We start from the raw sequence: 21,124 nt of genomic DNA on the forward strand, positions 1-21,124 counted from the left end.
ACCGTCACACGCGCATAGCCGAATTCAGTCGATCGATCATGGTCAAGGCATGCTGCTTCTTGTCGAGATTGTAGGTATCGGTTTCCGATATGGCGTCCAGCGCCTCATGCCAGCTGTCCGACAGTGTCTTGGCCCGCGCAAGGTCGCCGGCCAGCGCCGCCTGGCTTGCCGCGTCTGACAGAAGGTCCAGTGCCCGGCGGTTGAAGATGTCGAACTGGATCGCCTGATCTCGGCCCGCGACGGCTTCGGCCAGGCGATAGGCGCCGCCAATATCGCTCTTTCCCTTCGCCACCAGGCCATCGAGCGTCTGTGCGATCTCCAACCCGCCATATTGCGTCAACAGGATCGCGCTGCGGGCGCTTCCCCCTGCCCGCTCGACCAGCGCGGCTCGCGCGGCCGGATCGTCCGGCGGCGGCGGTTCCGCGGTCTCCAGCACCGCCATCAGCTCGTTGGCGTCGAGCGGTGTCAGCCGCACCACCTGGCAGCGCGAGCGGATCGTCGGCAGCAGACTGCCCGGCGCATGGACGATGAGAATGAACAGGGTTCGTGCCGGCGGTTCCTCAAGATTCTTCAGCAAGGCATTGGCCGCATTGGCATTCATGTCGTCGGCCGGATCGACGATCACCACCCGGTAGCTGCCGTCGTGCGACGTCAGCGACAGGAAGCGGCTGACCTTGCGGATTTCGTCGACGGTGACGACGGTCTTGAAGCTCTTGGTCTTGTCGTTCAAGGGGCGGGTCAGGTGCAGCACCCCGGGATGCGCCCCGGTGGCGATCTGGCGAAACAGCGGCGAGGCCGGATCGGGAACCGCCAGGTTGCCGGGTGCCTGGTCGAAGGCCGGGTGCTTCAAAAGATGATGGGCAAGGTGGAAGGCAAACGTCGCCTTGCCGATTCCGACAGGTCCGGCGAAGATCAGCGCATGCGGCAGCTTTCCCGCCCGATAGGCGGCGGCCAACATGGTGGCGGCCTGCCCGTGCCCCACCAGACGCGGCGTTTCGGAGGGTTCCGGCACACCGTCCAGCGTATCGTGCTGTTCCGGCGCGATGCGTTCGAAAATCATACCGGTGCGACCTGCCTGTTGCGCTCGGGCGCCCTTGCCTCCAGTGCCGCGAACACGGCCGCGGTGACGACGTCCTCCACCGTGTCCGGATCGGCGGACCCATCGACGACGATGCAGCGCTCCGGCTCTGCCGCCGCGATCGCCAGGAACGCTTCGCGGCGGGCCTGGTGGATGGCCACCGTCTCCTTTTCGAAGCGGTCGGCGGCGGCATCGCTGCCGCGCCGCAAGGTCGCGCGCTTCAGACCCTCGGCCGGGTCGATATCGAAGATCAGCGTCATGTCGGGCATCATGCCGTTGATGGCGACCTGTTCCAGCATGGTCATGAACGCCGGATCGATCCCGCCCGTAACGCCCTGATAGACACGCGAGGAATCCAGGAAGCGGTCACAAAGCACGATGGAGCCGCGCTCGACGGCCGGACGGATGACCTGCTCGACATGGTCGGAACGCGCGGCGGCGAAGAGCAGCGCTTCCATCTTCGGCCCGAACGGTTCGGCAGCACCTGAAAGCAGCACATGCCGGACCGCTTCGGCGCCCGGCGAGCCGCCCGGTTCACGCGTGCGCAGGACATCATACTTCTTGGCGCGCATCTTTGTGGCCAGCCGCTCGATCTGTGTCGACTTGCCTGCGCCTTCGCCGCCTTCGAAGGTGATGAAAAATCCGCGCGCCAAACCGAGGGCCTTTGTTCGTGTTCGAGTGGATTGTTGCGCTCTAGATAGTCCGCGTTCGGGAAAACGTCCATGCCGTCGGTGTTATCGAAGCCAGCCGATAGCCAGTTCCTTGACGGCATCGAGCGCGCGTTGCGGCAACGTGCCGACGCCGATCGTTTCGGCGGCGAACAACGGTGTCTCCTGGCTCAGCGTGTCACCGATCCAGACGCGCAGGGCGCCCACCGGTTGCCCCTCCTCCACCGGAGCGGCGACCGGCCCGGTGTAGACGATTCTCGCCGTCAGCTTGTCGCGGTTGGTGATCGGCAGGAAGATGTCGATCGGACCCTTTGCCTTCAGCGTCACACCGGATTTCGCACCGCCAAAGACCTGGGCCTCTCCGACCACCTCGTCCTTGGCGAAAATCTCGGTCTTCTCGAACGAACGAACGCCCCAATCGAGCAGTTTGCGCGCCTCTTCGGCACGCTCCTTGTCATTGACCAGCCCGCTCATTGCAGCGATCACCCGCTTGCCGTCGTGGCTGACCGAAGCGACGATGCCGAAGCCGGATGTCTCGCTTGCGCCGACAGCCAGGCCGTCGGCGCCGATGTCCATCGCCAGCAGCGGGTTGCGGTTCCTCTGCGAGATCTTGTTCCAGGTGAAATCCTTCAGGCCATAGTAGCGATAGAAATCGGGGTATTCGCGCCGCAGATGGAGCGCGAGCTGCGCCAGTTCGCGCACATTTGTCTGCTGGCCATCGGCCGGCAGGCCGGTCGAATTGACGAAAGTCGAAGTCTTGAGGCCGATCTGGCGCGCGCGTTCGGTCATCTCTTCGGCAAAATTATCCTCCGACCCGGCCATGCCTTCGGCGATGACGATGCAGCCGTCATTCGCGGCCTGCACGGTCACCCCCTGGATCAGGTCCTCGAGCCGGATCGCCGATTTGAGCTTGGCGAACATCGTCGAGGTCCCCGACGGCGCGCCACCTTTGCGCCAGGCGTTCTCGCTGACCACGAACGTATCGTCGAGTTTCAGGCGCCCGGACTTGAGGGCGTTGAAAACCACTTCCATCGTCATCAGCTTGGCCATCGAGGCCGGCGGAATGGGTTTGTCGGCATCTTTCGAAAACAGCACCGTGCCGGTGTCGGCATCGATCATGAAGGCCTGTGCGGCCTTGGTTTCGAAAAGCTGCGCTTGGGCCGGCGAAAGCATAAGCAGCAGGCCAAGGAGAACAAACCCGGCGAAAGGCTGTAGCAAGCGAAATTGCATGAAAAGCGACCCGTTGGCCGGCCCCTCCGGCGTGCCGAAACTATCGGGCTTTTTCGGCGAGGGATCAACTGCCGGCGGCACGCCGGCTCTCGGATCAGTCGCGCACGACCAGCGCGTCGGGCGCGCCGTGGGACCATGCCGCCTTCAGCAACTCGTCCAGGTCGCCATGGCCGTCCGGATAGAGGTTGACCGCATACCAGTCATTGCCGTCGAGATCGGAGCGCTGGATTTCTATTCTGCCGAAGGACTTTAGCGCCGAGGCCACACGTTTGGCCTCGGTGGCATCGTCGAACGTGCCGGCGGCGACATAGTCGGAGCTGGACGGCGTCGCTTGGCGATCGGTCTTTTTCCAGGACCGCAGGATGTCTGCGGGTGACATGCCGCTGTCGTCCAGCGCAGCAAAGACATCCGCGCGATGGACGCGTTCATCCGCATAGGACAGCGAGGCCATGGCGAACGGCGATTGCGGCGGCAAGCCGATCTCGGGACGTTCCGGCACGATCGGTCCGAAATCGGGCAGCGCCAGATCGCCGAAGGCCGGCGACTGCGCGGACATCTGCGCCTGGACCGGGATCGCGGCATCGGTCAGCTGACCTGGAAACGGCACGGCGGCAGAACCCACCGGAAGGCTCGGCGACGGTCCGTTCATGGCCACCATGACGCCGGTCGGCAGGCCATCCGATGGATCCGGTATGCGGTTGCCGGGATGGTAAGAGGCCATCAGGTACTGATCGTCATTGCCGTCGAGCGGCGCGCGGCCGACATATTCGACCTTCACCTTCGCGGTGCCGACCTTGTCGTAGTCGAGCATCTGCGCGGCACGCTCCGAGACGTCGATGATGCGGCCCTCATGGTATGGGCCGCGGTCATTGACGCGCACGATGACCGAACTGCCGGTTTCGAGGTTGGTGACGCGGGCATAGCTGGGCAGCGGCATCGTCGGATGCGCCGCCGTTAGTTGCGCCGTGTCGTAGACTTCGCCGTTGGCGGTCAGCCGGCCATGGAAGGCGTCGCCATACCACGAAGCCAGGCCGACCTTGGCGTAGCGCTTCTCTTCCTTGGGATAATACCACTTGCCGCGCACCTGATACGGCTTGCCGAGCTGGTCGCGGCCGCCGCCGCGCCGCATGAAGGCAGCGCGCGGACTGGCCTTCACCCCATATTCGGTCTCGGCGAAATATTCCTTGGAGCGGGTCTTCTTGTAGACCATGCCCTTCGGCTCGGGCTGCGACGCGCAAGCGGCAAGCAATGCAGCCGACGCCGCAAGCAACGCAACCGTGGCAACGCGACGAAGACGCGGGTGCGTCACAGCCTGCATTCTTGATTGCCCCCTAAAGTCTCGACCAACAACATCGTGTCCGACCATCAGAGAGCCACGCGCTCACTCGACAATGCCAACGACGTCTCGGACCCCGATCCTTTGTGCGCAGGAATTGTTTATCACGGTATTAACCGATTGTGGCCGGAACCGGGCAAGATTGTGACGCGGCTTGTCCTGTCCCGGGGCTTGGAGAAGCGCCGCTTCACGCAAGCCGGTTGACAGGCCTTTGCCGGGCACACTAGAGCAGTAGCCGGCAGTCACCGGAGGGATGGCCGAGCGGTTTAAGGCACCGGTCTTGAAAACCGGCGTGGGCGCAAGTTCACCGTGGGTTCGAATCCCACTCCCTCCGCCATTCCCCCTTTTTTTAGTTGGATAATCTGGCGTTTTACTGATTTTGCGTACAAAACTGCGGACAGGGGGATGGCATGGAACCGAGCGAGCCCGTGGACACGATAGATTGGGTCGAGATCAGAGCCAACCGATACGCAAAGGCGGCCCCTCCCCCGGAATGGCCAGCAGGAATCAAAGTAACCAGCCTTGAGGGGCTTACTCTGCTCGGAATGCATCCGGTGACCAATCAGCTCTATTGGGATGGCCAAGAACTGGCGACCGTTAAGCGCCTCGGAACTTTCGAGCGGGGCATGGCGCTGGCAGCAACAGTCGCCACGGTCCTTGTGGCGGTTGTTGAGATACTGCGGGCCTTCGGCATCGCTCATTGAAAAGCCCGCCACCATGAGGCAGCGGGCCAAATGCGCAACCGTTGTATTTTCAGAAGCCCTTGGCAGCCCAGTAGTGCGCCTTGAGGTCCATGGCGTCCGGATCGGTGACCGGGATGCCGTGCCAGTTGGCAATGGCTATGGCCGGGCCGACGATCGTCAACGACGGCGGTTCTTTGCGCCTACGACCTCGAAGCAGTAGCCGGGCCTCGTCGTTCCCGGCTCCGGTGAAGTTGCCGGGAACGCCATGGTCCGGGTTGTCCTCGACCCCTTCCAAGCCCTCTGTGCCGACTCCGGGTTGCCCCATGGTGTTGCCCCAGCCGAGCCAAGGCTCATCATCATCGCGACCATCGTGCGGCTCGTCTAAGACATCGCCCCCATGTTCGTTCTCCTCCTCCGCTTCATCGTGCCGATCGCAATGGAGAACTGATTGGTTCTGGCCCCACCCGAGCGAAGGCTCAGCGTCGCCGCTGTCCTCATAATCAGCGTCATCCAATTCCCGGTCGTCGTGATGGCTTCCGCGCGCGTGATCCAACGGAAACATGCAACGCGGGCCGCGCTCGCCCCAGCCAAGGGACGGCTCCAGATCGGCGCCGTCCTCCAGATCGCAATCCGGCGACAGGTCGTCCAGCAGGTCGATCAAGACCTCGATCGAGCCGGCCAATGATTTGCGGCTGGTCCGGTCAACCTGGAGGGTGAGCAAAGAGGAAATGTTTTCCTCTTTGGCGACGTAGGCCTCGGCCTTCTTTGTCAGGGATAGCTCATCCATGGAGGTCGCCCTCCAGGTTGTCGATTGCGCGGGCTCCTGCGCGGTGTAGGGCGTTGGAGGCCTTCAGGAGCCACAGGGCGAGGCTTGCGCGTCCAAGGCGCGTGCGGAGGCCCGCTGCGGCAAGCAGCATGGCTATGGTGAGGTAGGTCATCGGTAGGTCTCACTGGTAGGACCGGCTGTTCAAGGCCGGCGATCAAGTGGACAAGTTGGCCACTTGATCTGTTCACGGCGGACGGCGCCGAAGCCGGAGGTTGAACACCTGCCAGTGAGACAGGCCGGCAGCTTTTACGGTTTCCCGCTGGACAGCACTACCGCCTCCGGCCTATGAATTGGCCGTCGCGGCAGCCGCCAAGCTGCGCGTCGTCCCGAAATAACGGGACAAACGACTTAGAATCGCGCCAACGATTTTCGGTCGTCACTGGTCCGGGTGTTCAAGCCCACGGACACGTTGCTCTTATTCGGTCAATTTTTCAAGCGCGCCCTTAGCGGGGCGGAGCTTTGGCAGGCTTTGCCCGCTGCGCGTCAATCTGTGCCTGAATGACAGCCATGACCGGCTGGGCGACCTTGAAGGGCAGTTCGGCCAGTGCGGCGCCGACAACGCCAAGCTGTTCGTCGGTGAGCTTCAGAGTGTGTTCCATGCGATTTCCTTTAGGTGTTGATGAGGCCATAACCGGCCGTGCCATGAAGGTCGGTGAGCAGCGCAGCGAGCCGCTGGGAGACATTGCGGCAGGCATCGTCAAGAGCCTGCACCGTGGCCTGAACATAGGAGGCGGTGTGCGTCTGCCCCGCATAGGCGGCGTAGGTCGTGCGCGCCAGCGTGCCGGTCGGAACACCCCACCCGGTTTTCTGCGCTACTGGAGCTGTGGCAAAGAAACCAATGCCCGTAGTGTTGAACTCGAACTTGGTGGCCGCTCCGCCGTCCTGAAGCTTCCAGCCGCCAGTACCCTTGCCGCGCAAGAGGCCGCTGATGTTGGTATCTGTGCCTTGGGCGAGAAGGAACACGCCTTGCCCTGTAGCGCCGGGGGTAAGCTGGAGGTAGTTGACCGCACTGGCGGCGTCTAATACGGCTAGGCTGATACGGCCACCTGCCGACACCACAAGGCCACTGTTGCTTCGGTTCAAGGACCAATTGATGGCGTCTGTGGCTGACCCGATGATGCTGAAAGTGTTGTTGCCGGCGGCGTTGTACCAGTTCAGCCGATGGGCGCCGCCCACGCCTTCGGAAGACATGGCGATTGCCTCGCCAGCGGTGAGTGCATCTTTCATGAACACCATGCCGGAATTCCAGGTGTTCGAGTTCTTGAGCACGACAAACGCAGCTGTAGATGGGCTTACGGATGCTCCCCCGAAAGTAGCGTCCCCGCCGCCACCGGCCCATATACCAAAGGTACCGGCTACTTGGGCGTTAGGGGTCAGCGTGGTGTTACTGCCTTTGTTCTTGGCGTCGATCTCCATACCGTACACTTGACCGGCCCCGGCCTCGCGTTGAAGTTCCGCGATGTATCCCCATGCTGAGTTTACTGCCATGTCAGCCACGGCGACGGCACCGAAGGCAATCGCGCCTTGCCCAACCGTGCTGGTTTTCACCGCCGACACGAAGCCGTACGGCGGGTTGTTGGTGGCCGTCCCATCATCACCGCCGCTGGTAAACAGGACGCCAGCATTGAGGGGAAGATACCACGGACAATCGATCTGGTTTTTCACCCACGATGTACCACCATCCGGGTTTCCCACGTCGGCAGCGAATTTGCTCGCCGCCTCACCAAACAGGGTGCGGTCGGAGAAACGCCAGATGTTGGCGCCGTTGGTGGTAAAACGACCCCGGTACATATTGAACTTGCCACCGTCTGTAAGCTGGTTCCACGTCATCGCCGGATCGGGAAGCCAGGCGCCGCCGATGTTGTAGCCCTTGAGGTTCGATGCAAAGGCATACTTGGTCACCGGCTTGGGGATGAACGTCAGCTTGCCGGCGGCACCAGCGTTGGTGAAGGGCGTGACGTTCGAGTTCACACCGCCACCGTCTGCCCCATACACTACAGCGGCGTCAGGGATCACCCCAAGAGATGTCGCCAGCACGATGGCCGAAGCAGCGGTGAGCAATGAACGGCCGTAAGTGGTGGTCGGGAGCGCTGCAATTGCCGCCAGATCGGCATCGTAGGGCTGAACGGTCTTGGAAAAGGCAATCGAGGATGTGCCAACGGAGATCGGGTCTGCGGTGGTCACTTGCCAGACGCCGGCCTGCGTGCCGCCAGTGACAAGGACAAGCGTGCCGGACCTAACGTCCTTCGTCTTGTTGAAGTCCTTCGATCGGCGCCAAGGGCCGGTGTCAGCTATATAGATGCCATTGTCCGATGCCGTGGTCTGGTTCTTCACCAAGACCCTGTCATCGGTAACGATCGACACACCGTCGATGGTCTGCTCTCCCGAGAGAGTGATGTTCGCCGTGGTCGCGGCTTTCACCGGGCCTTTGATTGCGGTCGAGCTGCTCAGGCCGTCTTTCACGTCAATTTGAATCGAGGTCATTGAGGCACTTTCTCCATTGAGCCGCCGCTTTCAGGTGCCTCTCCGAAAAGCTTTGGCGTTCCATTTCTGTGTGCGCTTGCCGAAGGCGCGGATCGGCTACCGGAACCCTCCAAAGGGGTCCAAAGGTTTCGGGAAAATGGTTTGCTGGCCGTACTGCTTGCGGCGCTGGCGTTCTTGGCGCTGATAGGCGCCCGGTGATGCCACTTCACGCATCGAACTGAGGAACAGGTAGTCCAGCGCCGGACGGACGTAGAAAAGATTCACCATCGGCGTGTTTTGGGTCGACCAGTTGAACAACTCGGAGAAGCGGAATTTCTCGTCCTCGCTCAAGCCGGCATCGCGGGCCTTAAGCATGAGATCGGCCAAATCCGCTATAGCTCCGATGCCGGGACCGGCGGCGGTCTCCAGCAATCCAGCGTGAAACCTGTTCATTGCAAGTCTCCTTTCGGTCGCCAATCGGGGCCAATCGGTTCCGACGTGCCGCCCCGGATGAATGGGCTGAGCAAATCCATGGTTTCGGCCAGGGGTTCGCTGTCGATCTCGTTTTCGTGGGGCGGCTTGCCGTCCGCGATGAGGTGCATGGCCTCCAGATGCTTGCGGGGAACGACCAGCACCGTGGGCGGATCGAACTGGCCGAACAGGTAGACCCATTCGCCCTTGGCGGTCTCAGCCCGGCCCAGGAAGACCTTGGTGACACCCAGGAGGTTGCTGCTTTCCAGCGAGGTCGAGAAGCCTCGGAAAGAGCCTTCCTGCTTCAGCACGACCGCGACAAGCTGGCCTGCATGGATTGGCTGAGAGGGGTCGGCCTTAAGCAAGCTGCCGTTCGGCACCAGCGGCGACAGACAATAGCCGTGAGCTAGGAAAGAATAGGTCATTGCGCCCCCCCTTGCTGAAAGGGCACTATAAATTCGCACCCATAACGGCCATCTCCTGGAAATGGCCCGAAAATATACGGCTCGGCCGATTTTGGATTTGGATCGTGAATTATCTTTCCGTGCTGGGCGATCACGGCGTGCGAGCCGCTCCCAAGACGATCAGCCCCGCTGAAAATATATGGCAAGCCGTCAGCCCATCCCGCAGTAATGCTCAGAGCCTCTTCGAGTGAGCTAGCCACCAGGGGAAGCGCAATCTTGCGATAGCCACGATCATGAAGGAAATCGCGGTACATTTTATCCCATTCCTCAAACGTGATATCGGCGTTGACGTGAGGGACTTCGGTCGCCTCGAGGTCAAGCAAAGAGGCGATGCACGCCCGAAAACAATCCCCCCAGGGGCCATGGCAAATCCCGCTTACGAACTTCATCAGGCTGTCATCCTCTGTTCGTGGGTGACAGACAGGATGCGGAGCCGATCCGGGTCAAAGACCACGAATTCCCTCCAGGTCGCGTTGAACTTCTCGCAGCCCTTATAGCCTGCCTCAATCAGCGCCGGCTCAAGCGGGTTTCCATCCTGCCGACAATAACGAAGCAACTGGCCGATCTGGCTGTAGATGTCCTGATTGAAGGCATCCTCGATCCTGAATTTCCGGTAGCCGATCTGTCGAGAGAGACCATCGGCCAGGATGGTACGGGCCGGAGCCGGCTGCTGATCCCAGGCCCGATCGTTGTCGATGTAAGGGCCGTCAGGAATCTCCACCTCGTAGCAGAGAAGCCCATAGCCCGCCGCCACCTCGTAATGATCGGCAAGGTATAGTCCATGGCCCTCTGAGCCCATGCGGCGCACACCCAGCTTGAGCGGTTCGAAGCGGTCGAACAGAACGGGGGAGCCGTGCCAGGCGATCAAGCTCAGCCTCCTGCCATCTTGCGGAAGATCGCCGCTGCTGTCGCTGGCGTCTGCTCGTCCAGCCAGAACCAGAATTCGTGCGCGTCGTCCTCATCCAGGCCGTCGTCAATGCGCTTGGCGCGGGCACGTAGCTGCGCGACACATGCAGCAGCATCGGCGCCCCATTCGGACACAAGGGCCTTCCCTGCCGGGGTCGCTGCGAAGCTGTTCACCTCGGCCGCCGTGGCCGGTGTGACGTACATGCTACCAGCGGCGATTTCCGCATAGACAGCCAGGCGCGCGGGCTCGGGAAGGTGACGGTCGAAATGCTCCATGAACACGCGCTGTACGCGGTTGGCGCCTAGAGAGCGCACGATTTCCGAAGCCGAGCGCTGGACGTTGCCAAGATGGACGCGAAACCCACCAAGGCTGTCCCAGTCCGAAACCAGCCGGCGGCCGGCCTGTGACCCACACAGCAACATTCGGCTCTGATCAGCAGCCATCGGCTGGGTCGGATTAACCAAATCCGGGTTTATTTGCGCCTGCTCGGATTCGAGGATCTGGCGATATTCCGCCGACATGCCCGAGCTTTCGTACAGGTCGAAGTCTTCCCGCATCGCGCGTTCGATTTCAGCTTTACGACCGGCGCCGCCAGACGGTGAGGCAATCCCCGACTGATGGACACCGGTCGTTAGGCCTTCCCCCGTCGCAGAGCCTGCTCCGGCCGCGCCAGGGTTCTCGGAAATAGTGAGTTCGTTACTCATCGGTGGGCACCTCGTGCATGCAGCCAGACGTTGATTGAGGTCGTTCCGTCGCCAGCGGTGACACTGGGACGTATCTTGTGCGGAAGTTGCGTGACGGGCTTCAGGCCGGCCGCAGTGAACGTCAGCGCGTTGCCAAGCGGGTCTGTGAGCGTGGCCCAATTGGCGCCATCGTCATTGGAGCCCTGGATAGAGACGGAGCCGCCAGCGCCGAATGTCCCACCGATCTGGACGGTACGATCTTGGTAGACGTTGAGCGAAACCGCATTCCCCTGGTTTCCATTCGGAATCGCGAGCCATTTGTAACGCAGGGCGTGAGCATCGGGCTCGCTGACCTGCGAGCCGTTGGTGGTGGCCATTTACGCGACCCTCGCCGGATAGAGCTGGGTCAGGAGGCGCGTTGCCAGTTCGGCATTTGCCGTCGCCTGTGTCATGGGGTGACCGTCGCTCTTGCGCTCAACGACGTAGCCAAAGCCGTTCCAGGCGACCCGATACTTGTCATCCTCAAAAAGCTTGTCGAAACGTGCCGGCATCGTCGTGATCTTGGGTTTTGCCAGCACCGCGCCTTTGACGTCGGCGGACGCTACGATGGCCTCTGCAAGCCAGGTTTCGTCATACGCAACGACGGTCACGCGGTCGAACTTGCGAAGGGCATTACGGCTGCCGTTCTGCAGCTTGCGCCATACGCCCGGCTCCTTCAGGTCGTCGGCCACGAAGTCGACCGGGACGCGGACCAGATACTCACGCCAGACAAAGCCGGTGGACTGAAGCGTGACGCGGGCAGGATCGATATCGGGCGCCTGCCTTGCGATTGACTTCAGATCAGCGGCATTCAATGCGGACTTGCTCATTTGTCGGCTCCTTTCAGGACGGCCAGGATTTCGGGTGAGGTGGTGGCTTGCTCGGTGTCGGCCCACGACACTGTGTCGAGCGGCACCCCCTGGAAGGTCATCAGACCGAACTTTCGGCCAAGCCCGGTCAGCGGCTTCAAGGTGCAGGCAAGCATCCTGGAAATCCTGATCTCACTGTCAGGCTTGTCGAGGATGCCGGCGCCCCCCTTGCCGTTCAGGGTGCGTACCAGTCGGGCACAGTCGGCATTCATGACCAGCCAGGGCTTGATGTACTCACAAAGCTCGCTGGCCGCCTTGTTGGCCTTGGAGGCGACTTCGATGCGCTCGATGTTCAGCCGGTCCAGTTTCTCCCTCAGACCGGCAATGCGGTTTCTCTCTGCCGTGGCCCTCGCCTCGCGCTCGCGCCGGGCAATCTCGCCGCCGGCAGCATGGATGCCTTCAATCTCGGCCTCGATCGCCATCATGGCCATATGGTCGATGTCGCGCCCCTCCAGCACAGCCGCTCCAGCCGTCTTTCGGGCGGCCTCCAAACGGGCCTCTGCATCAGCAAGGTGGGTCGGTAGATCGGTCATTTCATCTCACCGGAGTTGATGGCTTGGCCTGCATCCGCCTCTTGGTGCCGGGGTAGCCGAGGTTGACGACTGGTGCGCGGCTGGTGCTCGACGTGCTGTCTGCCCGGTTGAGCGATGGCACATGCATGATGGCTCCCAGCGCGGCGTTGCAGAGATCATCGAAGGCGCCGGTCATGTGGTCGACACTGTCGCGGCCGGTGCGCGTGGTGCGCCGTTCAAGTTGCGAAATCTGCCCGACCAAACGGGGGTTATCGAGCAATGAGGCCGTGCCGCCCATAAGCTGCGGCAGCGCGTCGATATAGATCTCAGATCGGCTTCTTTCCGAAGCGACGTAGCGGATACTTTCTTTCCGGAAGGCATCGGAGACCCAAGCGCCGGCATATCGGTCGCCGGTCACGCTGGTGATTTTGTAAGTGTTCAGGACGCGGCAGAACTCGCCCACGACGTCGGCCGGGGCGAAGGGCGGCTTCACCTCCCGCAAGCAGTCCAAAAGGCTCCTGTCGCCTTCCCTGTGGGCGATGCCGAGCGTCATCGGGTCGTGCTGGCCGCCTGACGGGTCGCAGAAAGCCACATAGCGGTATTTCCGCTCATAGGGACGTTCATGCACCCCGATATCAACACAGCGCTCCACCACGGCCCTGTCAACGAAGGTGGACAGATCGCCACGGAACTTTGCATCCCATTCAGCCGCCGCGCTCTCCGGGTCATCCCGATGCGCCTGGTCGATGATGTCTGTATCAATCGTCGGGTTGAAAACCTTGGTGCCAGCCTGCACGACAAGAACGTTGTTATCATCCTTGCCGAAGCAATCCCGGTGCTTGGTGAACAGCAGGCCCCGCTGGGCATAGGGCGAACTGATACCGATCAACATGCCCTTGGTGGTGGCCAATGCTGGCAGCACGGCACGATAAGTCTCGACGTCGGGCAAGGACGTGGTCTCGTCACGCCAGAAGCCCACCTCGTCGAAGATGCAGGCAATGAGTGTGCGACCGCGAACCGTTCGGTAGTTGTTCGTGTGAACGCTGATGGCGATGTTGCCGGCGAGCTTGATCTCGTCGTTGGTCACCCCTTCGACAAGCTGCGACAGGATCGGACTAGCCTCGAAGAACGCCTTGATGTAGCCGAACACGGCCTGCGCCTGACGCTGCGATGCAGCCAGCACAAGGATTGTCCCCACCTCGCCCGGTGCCAGCTTGCCGGCATGGTCGTTGAAAGCAGCAATGAAGTCAGCCAGGGCAGCGGCAATGCGCGACTTGCCCGAGCGGCGGCCAATGATGCACCACAGTTCGCGAACGCGATCCTTGGGCGGTTCCCTGCCACCGGAGACGGCATCGAAGGCCACACGCTCGCTGTCGGTCAGTTGCAGGCCGTAGGCAGCCCGGAGAATGGCAATCCAAGTGTCCCACGTGGTCGACGGCCCGAGCGCTGCCCCGAGTAGGTTCGGGTCCCGCAATGCCGTGTCGATGGTGATGTTGTCGAGGCTCACTTTGCGGCCCCTGCATAGGTGCTGGCCGCGTAATCCTTGAGGCTCGGGGTGATGTCCTTCAATGCCCGACGCTCCAGCCCGAGGTCAGCCAGGAGCCGGCGCTGCGCATTGGTCAAGGCCATGAACTCGTTGATGTCGATTGGCTCGCCTTCGAGGTAGTTGGCCGCGCTGTCCTTCAGCATCGCGCCGAGACAGGCCACGTTGTCGATGAGCTCCAGCTTCATGACACTCAGGTTCGCCTTGCCGCCGAGGTCAGCAGCCAGGCTGTCACGAAGCTCGAACACCACGCGGGCAGCAGTCGTGCGCCGGTCCAGATCGGCCAGCGTCTTTAACCGCACCTTTCCGCTCCCTTTCGGCGCGGACTCGCCTTCCATCTCTGCTGCGTCTGCCTGCACTTTCGGGCTCCAAATCACTCGGTCAATGTACGCGTGTTTGTACGTAAATCCAAGCGCTAACTCTACAAGCCTTGGAAATCAACAGCTTTGAGCGGATATACTCTCCACCGAACCATCCGCTGCCTTCCCCTGGAAAGGCAGCGGGAAGGCACCAGAGCCGACAGAAAAAGGTTGAGCGCATACGCCTGTCGTCAGGCTCCTGCCTTCTCTCCAGAGCCCCCGAAGGGCGTCTGTCTTTTGGTTCTGATTTGCTTTTGGTTCTTCTTCTGATTTCTGCATCTGCATCTGTATCTGCTTCTTCTTGTATCGAGAGCCTTTCGATAGGCTATGCAAAGGCTATGCATCAGAACGGGGACTTCCCGTTGGCGATGGATGGCGAATCCAGGAAAGAGCCGCCGAAATCAGTGGCGGCAAACTCCTCCTCGACCCGTTCTTGGACGGCAGCGCTTTCGAGCTTGCAGATGTGGTTGTAAATGCCGGCGGCGTGCTTGCCGTTTGTCGGCGGCGAGGTCGTGAACCACCGGCAAACGTAGATCTCGTCCGTATCGGGATCGTGGGCGATAAGGTCGCCGTCCACCAGCACCTTGACGCAGGCCAGAAAGCGCTCCTTGGTCCAGTCGTTGCCGAGATCGGCCACGGCATAGGCTGGAGGCAGCTTGCAGCAGCCCGCGCTGGTCTGGTGCGGACCAGTGGCCAGATAGAACCAAAGCTCTCGCTGGTCGCCCTCTAGGGCCAGGAAACGCCTGGAGCGCCATACGTCCGGGCTGACCTTGTGAAACTGGCGGACGGCTTTCCTTCTCATCCGGTCGCCTCGCACTTCAACCGACGATGCTCCGCCTGGTGATGCCGGCGGCAAAGCCACCGAACATCCAGGGGCCGCTGGTAATCATCGTGATGGCCGTCAGTGTCATCGGCCCCACAGACTTCGCAGACCTCGCGCACGATCAAGCCGCGCTTCAGGCCGACGCCAAGGCAGTAATGCGCCCACACCTCAAGAGGATGATCGGCGGCCCACTTCTCTTGCGCATGCCAGCGGGAGCGGTTAGATTTGGGGTCTAGGATATTTCCTTTGCCGCCGTTCCCGATGCCAGTCGGGGCGGCGGTTTCTCGTTCAAGGTGGGTCATGCGGCCACCCCGTCGCGAGCTTCGATGCGAGACCGCTGCCAAGCGGCGATATCGGCCTCCAGCCAACCGACAGAGCGGGCGCCGAGCTTGATGCTTTTCGGAAATTCACCGCTGGCGATTTTGGCGTAGATGGTGGACCGGGGGAGACCGGTGACACGCTCTACTTCATCGCGGCGGAGGATTGTCTGAACCATAATGATCTCCTGTTGGAAGCCAGCTAGAACTTGCTGGCACTCACAGGAAAACAGGTCGGCGGGGGTAAAGAATTAGACGCTTTACCCTTTCTGAAGGTGCAGGCTTTTGCCCTTGTCCTTCATCACCTTAACGAACTCCGCCGCAGGCATGTCCTTGTACTGGCGCCGGGTCGCGCGCCATGCCGCAAACTCGCGCTTGGCGTCGTCTGTGGCTCTGCCTCTGCCCAGGTTTTTGCGAAACTCGCGAAGCTTACTCTTCGTGGTGCCGATCACGCCGGCCATTTCTTCCAAGGCTTCATCGGTGGACTTCATCTTAGCGTCAGACATGACGGTGACCGCATACGACGCCATGACGAATTCAGCGGTGTCCAACTGGCGTGTCTTGTGGTCCCCTTTGGGTTCGACAAATGGCCCGGGCGAAAGCATCGGATTCGCCCGCCGCTGCTCGATGTCTTGCATGGCACCTATCAGGTGCATGAACGGCGCCCGTAGACGATCCTCGATGCCAATAGCCTTGAAGTAGCGGTGCGCTGCATCCAGCGCATGAAGGGCGACAGTGCGCTGAAGGTTCTCGATGTCGGCGGAGGGCTTGAGGTTTCTCGCATCCTCAAGCTCAGCCAACAGATTAGCCAGTGGGTCAGACATTGGCGCCGCTCCTGATAGGTGTGACGTTCGACGCGGCGGAAAACTTTTCCGTTGCGCAGAAATCCGCCCAGTCCTGCATCAGCCGGCGGCGCTTCTCCATCATGTCGCCGCGACGATAGGCGGCCTCTGTCTTGTCGCTCACCACGTGGGCCAGCGCCATTTCAAGCAGCTCGTTCGGATAGGCGGTCTGTTCGGCTGCCCAGTCGCGGAAGGTGCTGCGGAAACCGTGAACGGTGAGATCGTCGCGCTTCATGCGGCGGAGCGTCATCAGCAGCGCCATATTGGAAAGCGGCTGGCCTTTCTTGTCGCCGATGAAAACGAACTCGGCATCCTTTTCGCGCGGCAGGCCAGCGAGGATTTCGAGCGCGCGCTTCGACAAGGGAACCCGGTGTTCCCGCTTTGCCTTCATACGGCTGGCAGGGATGGTCCACAGAGCGTTTTCGCTATCGATCTCAGACCAGCGGGCGCCGATTACCTCGCCCGTCCTGGTGGCCGTGAGAATGGCGAATTCGAGGGCTTGGGGGCTGACGCCTTCCATTCCTTTGACGGTGGCCACGAAGGTTCCGATCTCGGCATATGGCAACGCGGGGTGATGCTGGACCTTGGCGACCTTGCTGCGCTTCGGCAGGAGCTTGTCCAGATGACCGCGCCAGCGAGCCGGGTTATCCCCCTTGCGGCTTCCCCTCGCCGTCGCCCAGTCAAGAATGCTTTCGACGCGGCCACGGACGCGAGTGGCGGTTTCAGGTTTCTCCGTCCAGATTGGTTCGAGCGCCTTCAACACCAGGGCGGTATCGACGCGCTGCACGGCAAGATCACCGAACACGGGATAGGCGTACGCTTCCAGCGTGGCTTTCCACTGGCCAGCGTGCTTGATGTTCGACCACCCTGCCCGGTGCGCCTTGATGTAGGCTTCGGCCGCTTCCTTGAAGCTGAGGGCCGTGGCGGACGCGGCGAGCTTTTCCATGCGCTGGGTCTTGCGAATCTCGATAGGGTCATCGGCGTCGAGAAGCTTAAGCCGCTGTTCGGCCGCTTTCTCCCGCGCCATCTTGAGCGGGACGGTATGGACGGACCCGAGCCCCATCTTGCGAGGGCGGCCGGCGAGCATGTAGCGGAAGATCCATGTCTTGCTGCCACCCTTGGCCACCTGGAGGTAAAGGCCAAGACCATCGGCATAGAGGCCTGGCTTGTTCTGCGCGTTGACGGCTGCGACGGTGAGGCGGTTGATTTGCATTCGAACCCTCCATGCGGACAGCCTTACGTACAACTTACCGCTGGACTTGGCAAGACCCCTCTGGACATGGCTAGACCAACAATGGCGGATTTTCTGGGGTTTAACAGGCTGTCTTGGACGCTACTGGACGTCCTTGGGTTAGGCGGAGACGGACACTCCCTCCGCCAGAATTTTGTCCATCTACTTGAAAATGCTTTTCTTTTCGGCATCGCTTTATTCGGTTCCTAACTTGGTTCCTAACTTTTCGAAACGATGAAGCCCGCCACCGTGAGGCAGCGGGCGTCAGCTAGGACCGATTGGGTGGCAGTGATACAGTCGCGGCCATCGCGCGCGAGGAGGGAGGACACACGTCAATGCATGGGGACGAGCGACGGCAACTTATTCGGGATTTTCTGGCTCGACATAAGCTTGGGGTTATCAGCACGGTGCACCCCGACGGGTCTCCAGAAGCAGCCATCATTCAGGTGACGGTGGCCGACGACCTCAATATTGTTTTTGACAGTTTTCCCGCAAGTCGGAAGCTGGCAAATATCAAACTGGACAGTCGGGTCGCCATGGTGGTCGGCTGGGACGAAAACGTCACGGTTCAAATTGAAGGCTTCGCCCGGCCTGCGAAGGCTAACGAATTACAGCGGCTGATAGATCGTCACGTTGCCAATTGTCCGCTAGAAGCGGAGTTTTTAAAGGAAGGGGCAAAACTGTTTACGATTTCGCCCCGATGGGTTCGCTATTCCGATTTCAGAGGCGCGCCCATAGTTTTTGAACTGTCCGGCGAACCCCTTGCGTAGGGGAGTCCGCTGCCTGACGGCGGCGGGCCGTGCGCATGATGGCGGCCAGCGAGTTCATTTATCGCTGTTGAATGTGAGCGGCGCCAAATCCGACAAAAAGCTGTTTGGTGCGCTCCGGGTTCAACCCTTCGGCCTGGTCCCATCTGGTCGACAGGAATTCAGCCTTCTCTGCCATTTCCTGTACGGAAGTCGGCACATAATCGAAAACTTGGGTACGCAAGGCATCGAAGGCGTCATCGAGGGCCTGCTCCTTTTCGCGATCAACGTCCCGTGCAAGCTCCACAAGCCATTCCTCGTAGGCTGCATCATACTCGCGGCTGAGGGCAGTAAACGGTGACTCGACGGCGGCGCCCTGCCCCACCTCCGGACCGGCCGGTATCATTGACGCCAGCAGCACCTGCAGATCCTCGCTTTGCATTTCGCCAAATTTCGGGCCAGTCCAATACGATATGACGGACGACTTGCGCGCGAGTTCCGCATCGTTCTGGCATCGGTAAGCACAGATGTCAGTAAAAGTGTCCAGATCAGCTTGCGAAGCCGTACGAACCGCTTGTTGCGCTTGCCACTGGCCAGCAGCTTTGCGCTTGGCAATCTCGCCGCGCAGCACTTGCCGGAACGTCCGAAGGTCTTTGATCAGCGCGGAATTGAGAGCGTCTTTCGCGTCGGCGGCCATCGCCGGATTGATCTTCTCCAGCCCGGCGAGCTTGCGGGTGTGTTCCTCGTACCGTTTGATGACATCGTTGCGTACGTCATGGTGGAAATAGTCGCGCTCGAAATCGGGATGGAATGACTGCGCCCCGCCGACCGACAGGTCTACAAAAAGCTCCTTCCGGTTTTTGACGAAATACCGCTCGTCGGCCTCCCAAGCCACAGTGAGGGCCGCATTGAAGGCGGCGTAAGCGGCATCCTTGGCTTCAATCAGGCGCTCCAGTTCGCCCGACACGCGAGCGGCTGAACGTCCCCCTGCACGGGCCTGCTCGCTGGCTGCAGCCACAGCAGCCGTAGCAATTGCTGAAGAAGTGAGAAGCGCGCTGCGATTGACATGCTGGTTCATGATTGAACTCCCTGTTTCGTGTGTGGGGCGGCTTGCCTGCTCATCAATGGTCACTGAGTCGCCGCGCTTGAGCGACCCGAAGAACCGGCGAAGTTGGGGAAAGATTGGTGAGTTGGCCATCATGGTTTCTCCCAGGTAAATGACCGCTTCCACGCATAAGCGCCTCGGCTGCATACAAGGGTGGCGCGACGGTTGACATTGGGCATGCCTTCGGCGGCTGCCCGAACAGAGGTGTTCGGCATTAGGTTGCTCCGGGTTGATAATTTCTCTAGCGAAGTTGAGTTAACCACAACTAACGAAAACGTCAAGCACACTTGATAAAAAAGCAACTGGACTGTATGAAAGACCCATGATCAGACCCGAACAAATACGCGGCGCGCGGGCCATGCTTGGCCTAACTCAGGCGGATCTCGCGAAGCGTGCCGGACTTTCGACGACAGGTCTTAACAACGTAGAGAGCGGCGGGACCGACCCGAAGGCCTCGACACTCAGAGCGATCCAGGCGGCCTTGGAAGCAGCTGGCGTCGAGTTCATCCCCGAGAATGGCGGCGGCGCCGGGGTGAGGCTGAGGAAGACGTCCCCATGATCGCAACCATGTTCCGCTGGGGCGTGCTCCTAGGTGTCATTGGTTTTGTCGGCGGGTTCGTCGGGCCCGTCATTTTGACGCCCGATGCGAATCAGGGACCGCTGCTTGGGCTCTTGATAACCGGGCCTCTCGGCCTCGTTGTCGGCCTGGTCGTGGGTTTTGTGCTTTCACTTAAGCCGAGTCGTCGCTTCTGAAATCGTAAAGGACTGGAAATCCATGAGCCAAGCGACGCTTGAGGATAGCGGCTTCGACGCGCAGTCCTCTGGGTCTGCCTTCTCAACCTTGCTTACTACCCTGGAAGCGCCCCCTCTTAGGCTCGCTGAAAAAAACCCCAACGAAAATTCAGCGAGCCAGCCACCCCGGCATGAGGGACACAACAAGGCAGCCATATGTTCCTACAAGTCCCTTACCAATAAAGTTGCGTCCCACTTGCGCGAAAAACGAAATTCCGCGAGCCTCTCGGAATGAAACTCTATCTATCGCTGAAGAGCTTGAGTGCGCAGCCGATCGCATCGCCGACATGTCGCGCGCGGGTCTGCAGGCCATCCTTCGTCGGGCCGGAAACTTGGAACACATTGGAGTGTCCTATCGCAGCAGATCGGCTCCCGCGACACGACGGGTATAGGCACGTTCGACCTCGAACACCCCCTCTTCCTTCCTCTCGACGCTCCCGCTGGACGAACGGCTGAACCAGGACCATCGGCCGGCTGACGGTCCGTGAAACTGCTTCATGATGCGCCCGGCATTGTCGCTCTGGAAAGTAGCGGAGAAGTCACATGGCTTCGACTGCCCGGCGATGAGGGTTGGCCCCCAATCCAGCCGCACGCGCGCGCCGCTGGCAACCAGGTGCTGAAACGCCGCTTCCTTTGTCTCCGAGGTTGTGAGGATCGTGCTGCCGTCGACGACCTGCCAACCGCGCTGATACGCGAGCCGCACGATAAGCCGATCGCTAGCCACGAAACCGCTCCGTGTGCCAGGTGATCTTGCCATCGACTTTCATCGGCTTGTGGATCATCAGACGCTTGGGCAGGTGCTCCGGATGCACTTCCAGAAGCGTGATCTTGACCTGCGGTTTGCACCGGCTGCAGTCGAACTTCAGCTTCAGCGGATCGACGCCGCCGCCATAGACCATCATGAGATCGGCCGAGCGACAATAGCGGACGTTGCCGCAACTGCATTCTGCCTTCACGAGCATGTTGTGCCGGGTCGCCTTTCCCAGCGTGTCTATCGGATCGTGCGTCATGAGAACGAATAAGGAACAAATTCCTTGCCCGTCAAGCCGTCTTATGGAATCTATTATGCATGAGTGATGAACCAGCCAAGCTCGCTGACGGCATGACGCCGGCGCCGCGAGAGCGCGCCAGAGTGCT

General features: G+C 60.9%; 29 protein-coding genes and 1 tRNA gene. 5 read left to right on the forward strand and 25 right to left on the reverse strand.

Annotation, left to right across the window (positions count from 1 at the left end; all coding sequences use genetic code 11):
• Positions 1–4: 4 nt before the first annotated feature.
• The 4 genes from EN808_RS31845 to EN808_RS31860 form a co-directional block, all read right to left on the reverse strand.
• Entirely contained in the window at positions 5–1,060 is a 1,056-nt protein-coding gene (locus EN808_RS31845) for a DNA polymerase III subunit delta' (RefSeq protein ID WP_127277308.1), read from the reverse strand.
• A complete protein-coding gene (gene tmk / locus EN808_RS31850) occupies positions 1,057–1,731 on the reverse strand; it encodes a dTMP kinase (RefSeq protein WP_127277306.1) in 675 nt (224 codons plus the stop codon). Before tmk ends, EN808_RS31845 begins: the two co-directional genes overlap by 4 nt.
• A gap of 81 nt (positions 1,732–1,812) precedes the next feature.
• Entirely contained in the window at positions 1,813–2,976 is a 1,164-nt protein-coding gene (locus tag EN808_RS31855) for a D-alanyl-D-alanine carboxypeptidase family protein (RefSeq protein ID WP_189343670.1), read from the reverse strand.
• Positions 2,977–3,070: 94 nt separating this feature from the next.
• On the reverse strand, positions 3,071–4,294 hold the full coding sequence (locus EN808_RS31860; protein WP_127277302.1) for a septal ring lytic transglycosylase RlpA family protein: 1,224 nt from the start codon (positions 4,292–4,294) through the stop codon (positions 3,071–3,073).
• A 265-nt stretch (positions 4,295–4,559) separates the two neighbouring features.
• On the opposite strand from EN808_RS31860, the gene EN808_RS31865 reads away from it, so the two are divergent.
• Positions 4,560–4,649, forward strand: a tRNA-Ser gene (locus EN808_RS31865).
• A 73-nt stretch (positions 4,650–4,722) separates the two neighbouring features.
• Positions 4,723–5,016 (forward strand): hypothetical protein, encoded by a 294-nt coding sequence (locus tag EN808_RS31870; protein ID WP_135917947.1) that lies wholly within the window; start codon positions 4,723–4,725, stop codon positions 5,014–5,016.
• Between the two features lie 49 nt (positions 5,017–5,065).
• Here EN808_RS31870 and EN808_RS31875 read toward each other — a convergent pair whose 3' ends face one another.
• The 18 genes from EN808_RS31875 to EN808_RS31955 all read right to left on the reverse strand — a co-directional run bounded on the left by EN808_RS31875 (position 5,066) and on the right by EN808_RS31955 (position 17,326).
• On the reverse strand, positions 5,066–5,782 hold the full coding sequence (locus EN808_RS31875) for a hypothetical protein (protein ID WP_135917948.1): 717 nt from the start codon (positions 5,780–5,782) through the stop codon (positions 5,066–5,068).
• Between the two features lie 482 nt (positions 5,783–6,264).
• Positions 6,265–6,420, reverse strand: coding sequence for a hypothetical protein (locus EN808_RS36570; protein WP_189524219.1), 156 nt, complete (start codon positions 6,418–6,420; stop codon positions 6,265–6,267).
• A gap of 10 nt (positions 6,421–6,430) precedes the next feature.
• Positions 6,431–8,305: a hypothetical protein gene (locus tag EN808_RS31880; RefSeq protein ID WP_135917949.1), complete on the reverse strand. Its 1,875-nt coding sequence runs from the start codon at positions 8,303–8,305 to the stop codon at positions 6,431–6,433.
• Positions 8,306–8,401: 96 nt separating this feature from the next.
• Positions 8,402–8,737, reverse strand: a complete 336-nt coding sequence (locus tag EN808_RS31885) for a hypothetical protein (protein WP_135917950.1) — start codon at positions 8,735–8,737, stop codon at positions 8,402–8,404.
• On the reverse strand, positions 8,734–9,180 hold the full coding sequence (locus tag EN808_RS31890; protein ID WP_135917951.1) for a hypothetical protein: 447 nt from the start codon (positions 9,178–9,180) through the stop codon (positions 8,734–8,736). The genes EN808_RS31885 and EN808_RS31890 overlap by 4 nt, the downstream gene beginning before the upstream one ends.
• Positions 9,177–9,608: a hypothetical protein gene (locus EN808_RS31895; protein WP_135917952.1), complete on the reverse strand. Its 432-nt coding sequence runs from the start codon at positions 9,606–9,608 to the stop codon at positions 9,177–9,179. The genes EN808_RS31890 and EN808_RS31895 overlap by 4 nt, the downstream gene beginning before the upstream one ends.
• The gene (locus EN808_RS31900; RefSeq protein WP_135917953.1) at positions 9,608–10,087 is read right to left on the reverse strand and encodes a hypothetical protein; all 480 of its coding nucleotides are present in this window, start codon (positions 10,085–10,087) and stop codon (positions 9,608–9,610) included. Before EN808_RS31900 ends, EN808_RS31895 begins: the two co-directional genes overlap by 1 nt.
• Before the next feature lie 2 nt (positions 10,088–10,089).
• Positions 10,090–10,830, reverse strand: coding sequence for a hypothetical protein (locus EN808_RS31905; RefSeq protein ID WP_135917954.1), 741 nt, complete (start codon positions 10,828–10,830; stop codon positions 10,090–10,092).
• The gene (locus tag EN808_RS31910) at positions 10,827–11,186 is read right to left on the reverse strand and encodes a hypothetical protein (protein WP_135917955.1); all 360 of its coding nucleotides are present in this window, start codon (positions 11,184–11,186) and stop codon (positions 10,827–10,829) included. The genes EN808_RS31905 and EN808_RS31910 overlap by 4 nt, the downstream gene beginning before the upstream one ends.
• The gene (locus EN808_RS31915; protein ID WP_135917956.1) at positions 11,187–11,678 is read right to left on the reverse strand and encodes a hypothetical protein; all 492 of its coding nucleotides are present in this window, start codon (positions 11,676–11,678) and stop codon (positions 11,187–11,189) included. It lies immediately after the preceding gene.
• Entirely contained in the window at positions 11,675–12,250 is a 576-nt protein-coding gene (locus EN808_RS31920) for a hypothetical protein (RefSeq protein ID WP_135917957.1), read from the reverse strand. The genes EN808_RS31915 and EN808_RS31920 overlap by 4 nt, the downstream gene beginning before the upstream one ends.
• 1 nt (position 12,251) lies before the next feature.
• Positions 12,252–13,736 (reverse strand): terminase, encoded by a 1,485-nt coding sequence (locus EN808_RS31925; RefSeq protein ID WP_135917958.1) that lies wholly within the window; start codon positions 13,734–13,736, stop codon positions 12,252–12,254.
• Positions 13,733–14,131, reverse strand: a complete 399-nt coding sequence (locus EN808_RS31930; RefSeq protein WP_135917959.1) for a hypothetical protein — start codon at positions 14,129–14,131, stop codon at positions 13,733–13,735. Before EN808_RS31930 ends, EN808_RS31925 begins: the two co-directional genes overlap by 4 nt.
• Positions 14,132–14,474: 343 nt before the next feature.
• The gene (locus tag EN808_RS31935; RefSeq protein WP_135917960.1) at positions 14,475–14,933 is read right to left on the reverse strand and encodes a hypothetical protein; all 459 of its coding nucleotides are present in this window, start codon (positions 14,931–14,933) and stop codon (positions 14,475–14,477) included.
• Positions 14,930–15,256 (reverse strand): hypothetical protein, encoded by a 327-nt coding sequence (locus EN808_RS31940; RefSeq protein WP_135917961.1) that lies wholly within the window; start codon positions 15,254–15,256, stop codon positions 14,930–14,932. Before EN808_RS31940 ends, EN808_RS31935 begins: the two co-directional genes overlap by 4 nt.
• Positions 15,253–15,450 carry an AlpA family transcriptional regulator gene (locus EN808_RS31945; RefSeq protein WP_135917962.1) on the reverse strand — a complete coding sequence of 66 codons (198 nt, stop codon included), beginning with the start codon at positions 15,448–15,450 and terminating at the stop codon, positions 15,253–15,255. Before EN808_RS31945 ends, EN808_RS31940 begins: the two co-directional genes overlap by 4 nt.
• 81 nt (positions 15,451–15,531) lie before the next feature.
• Positions 15,532–16,095: a hypothetical protein gene (locus tag EN808_RS31950; protein WP_135917963.1), complete on the reverse strand. Its 564-nt coding sequence runs from the start codon at positions 16,093–16,095 to the stop codon at positions 15,532–15,534.
• Positions 16,088–17,326 carry a site-specific integrase gene (locus EN808_RS31955; protein ID WP_135917964.1) on the reverse strand — a complete coding sequence of 413 codons (1,239 nt, stop codon included), beginning with the start codon at positions 17,324–17,326 and terminating at the stop codon, positions 16,088–16,090. Before EN808_RS31955 ends, EN808_RS31950 begins: the two co-directional genes overlap by 8 nt.
• A 353-nt stretch (positions 17,327–17,679) precedes the next feature.
• On the opposite strand from EN808_RS31955, the gene EN808_RS31960 reads away from it, so the two are divergent.
• Positions 17,680–18,114, forward strand: a complete 435-nt coding sequence (locus EN808_RS31960) for a pyridoxamine 5'-phosphate oxidase family protein (protein WP_135917965.1) — start codon at positions 17,680–17,682, stop codon at positions 18,112–18,114.
• A gap of 58 nt (positions 18,115–18,172) precedes the next feature.
• Here EN808_RS31960 and EN808_RS31965 read toward each other — a convergent pair whose 3' ends face one another.
• Positions 18,173–19,321, reverse strand: a complete 1,149-nt coding sequence (locus EN808_RS31965; RefSeq protein ID WP_135917966.1) for a hypothetical protein — start codon at positions 19,319–19,321, stop codon at positions 18,173–18,175.
• Between the two features lie 196 nt (positions 19,322–19,517).
• Here EN808_RS31965 and EN808_RS31970 point away from each other — a divergent pair, with 196 nt between their 5' ends.
• Together EN808_RS31970 and EN808_RS31975 are read left to right on the forward strand one after the other, a co-directional pair.
• The gene (locus tag EN808_RS31970) at positions 19,518–19,754 is read left to right on the forward strand and encodes a helix-turn-helix domain-containing protein (RefSeq protein WP_135917967.1); all 237 of its coding nucleotides are present in this window, start codon (positions 19,518–19,520) and stop codon (positions 19,752–19,754) included.
• Positions 19,751–19,948: a hypothetical protein gene (locus EN808_RS31975; RefSeq protein WP_135917968.1), complete on the forward strand. Its 198-nt coding sequence runs from the start codon at positions 19,751–19,753 to the stop codon at positions 19,946–19,948. The genes EN808_RS31970 and EN808_RS31975 overlap by 4 nt, the downstream gene beginning before the upstream one ends.
• Positions 19,949–20,339: 391 nt before the next feature.
• On the opposite strand, the gene EN808_RS31985 is transcribed toward EN808_RS31975, so the two are convergent.
• Positions 20,340–20,711, reverse strand: coding sequence for a hypothetical protein (locus EN808_RS31985; RefSeq protein ID WP_135917970.1), 372 nt, complete (start codon positions 20,709–20,711; stop codon positions 20,340–20,342).
• Positions 20,704–20,949 carry a hypothetical protein gene (locus EN808_RS31990; RefSeq protein ID WP_245525176.1) on the reverse strand — a complete coding sequence of 82 codons (246 nt, stop codon included), beginning with the start codon at positions 20,947–20,949 and terminating at the stop codon, positions 20,704–20,706. The genes EN808_RS31985 and EN808_RS31990 overlap by 8 nt, the downstream gene beginning before the upstream one ends.
• Positions 20,950–21,124 lie beyond the last annotated feature (175 nt).

It is taken from the genome of Mesorhizobium sp. M8A.F.Ca.ET.165.01.1.1, from assembly GCF_004792065.1.
In the GTDB taxonomy this organism is placed as follows: domain Bacteria; phylum Pseudomonadota; class Alphaproteobacteria; order Rhizobiales; family Rhizobiaceae; genus Mesorhizobium.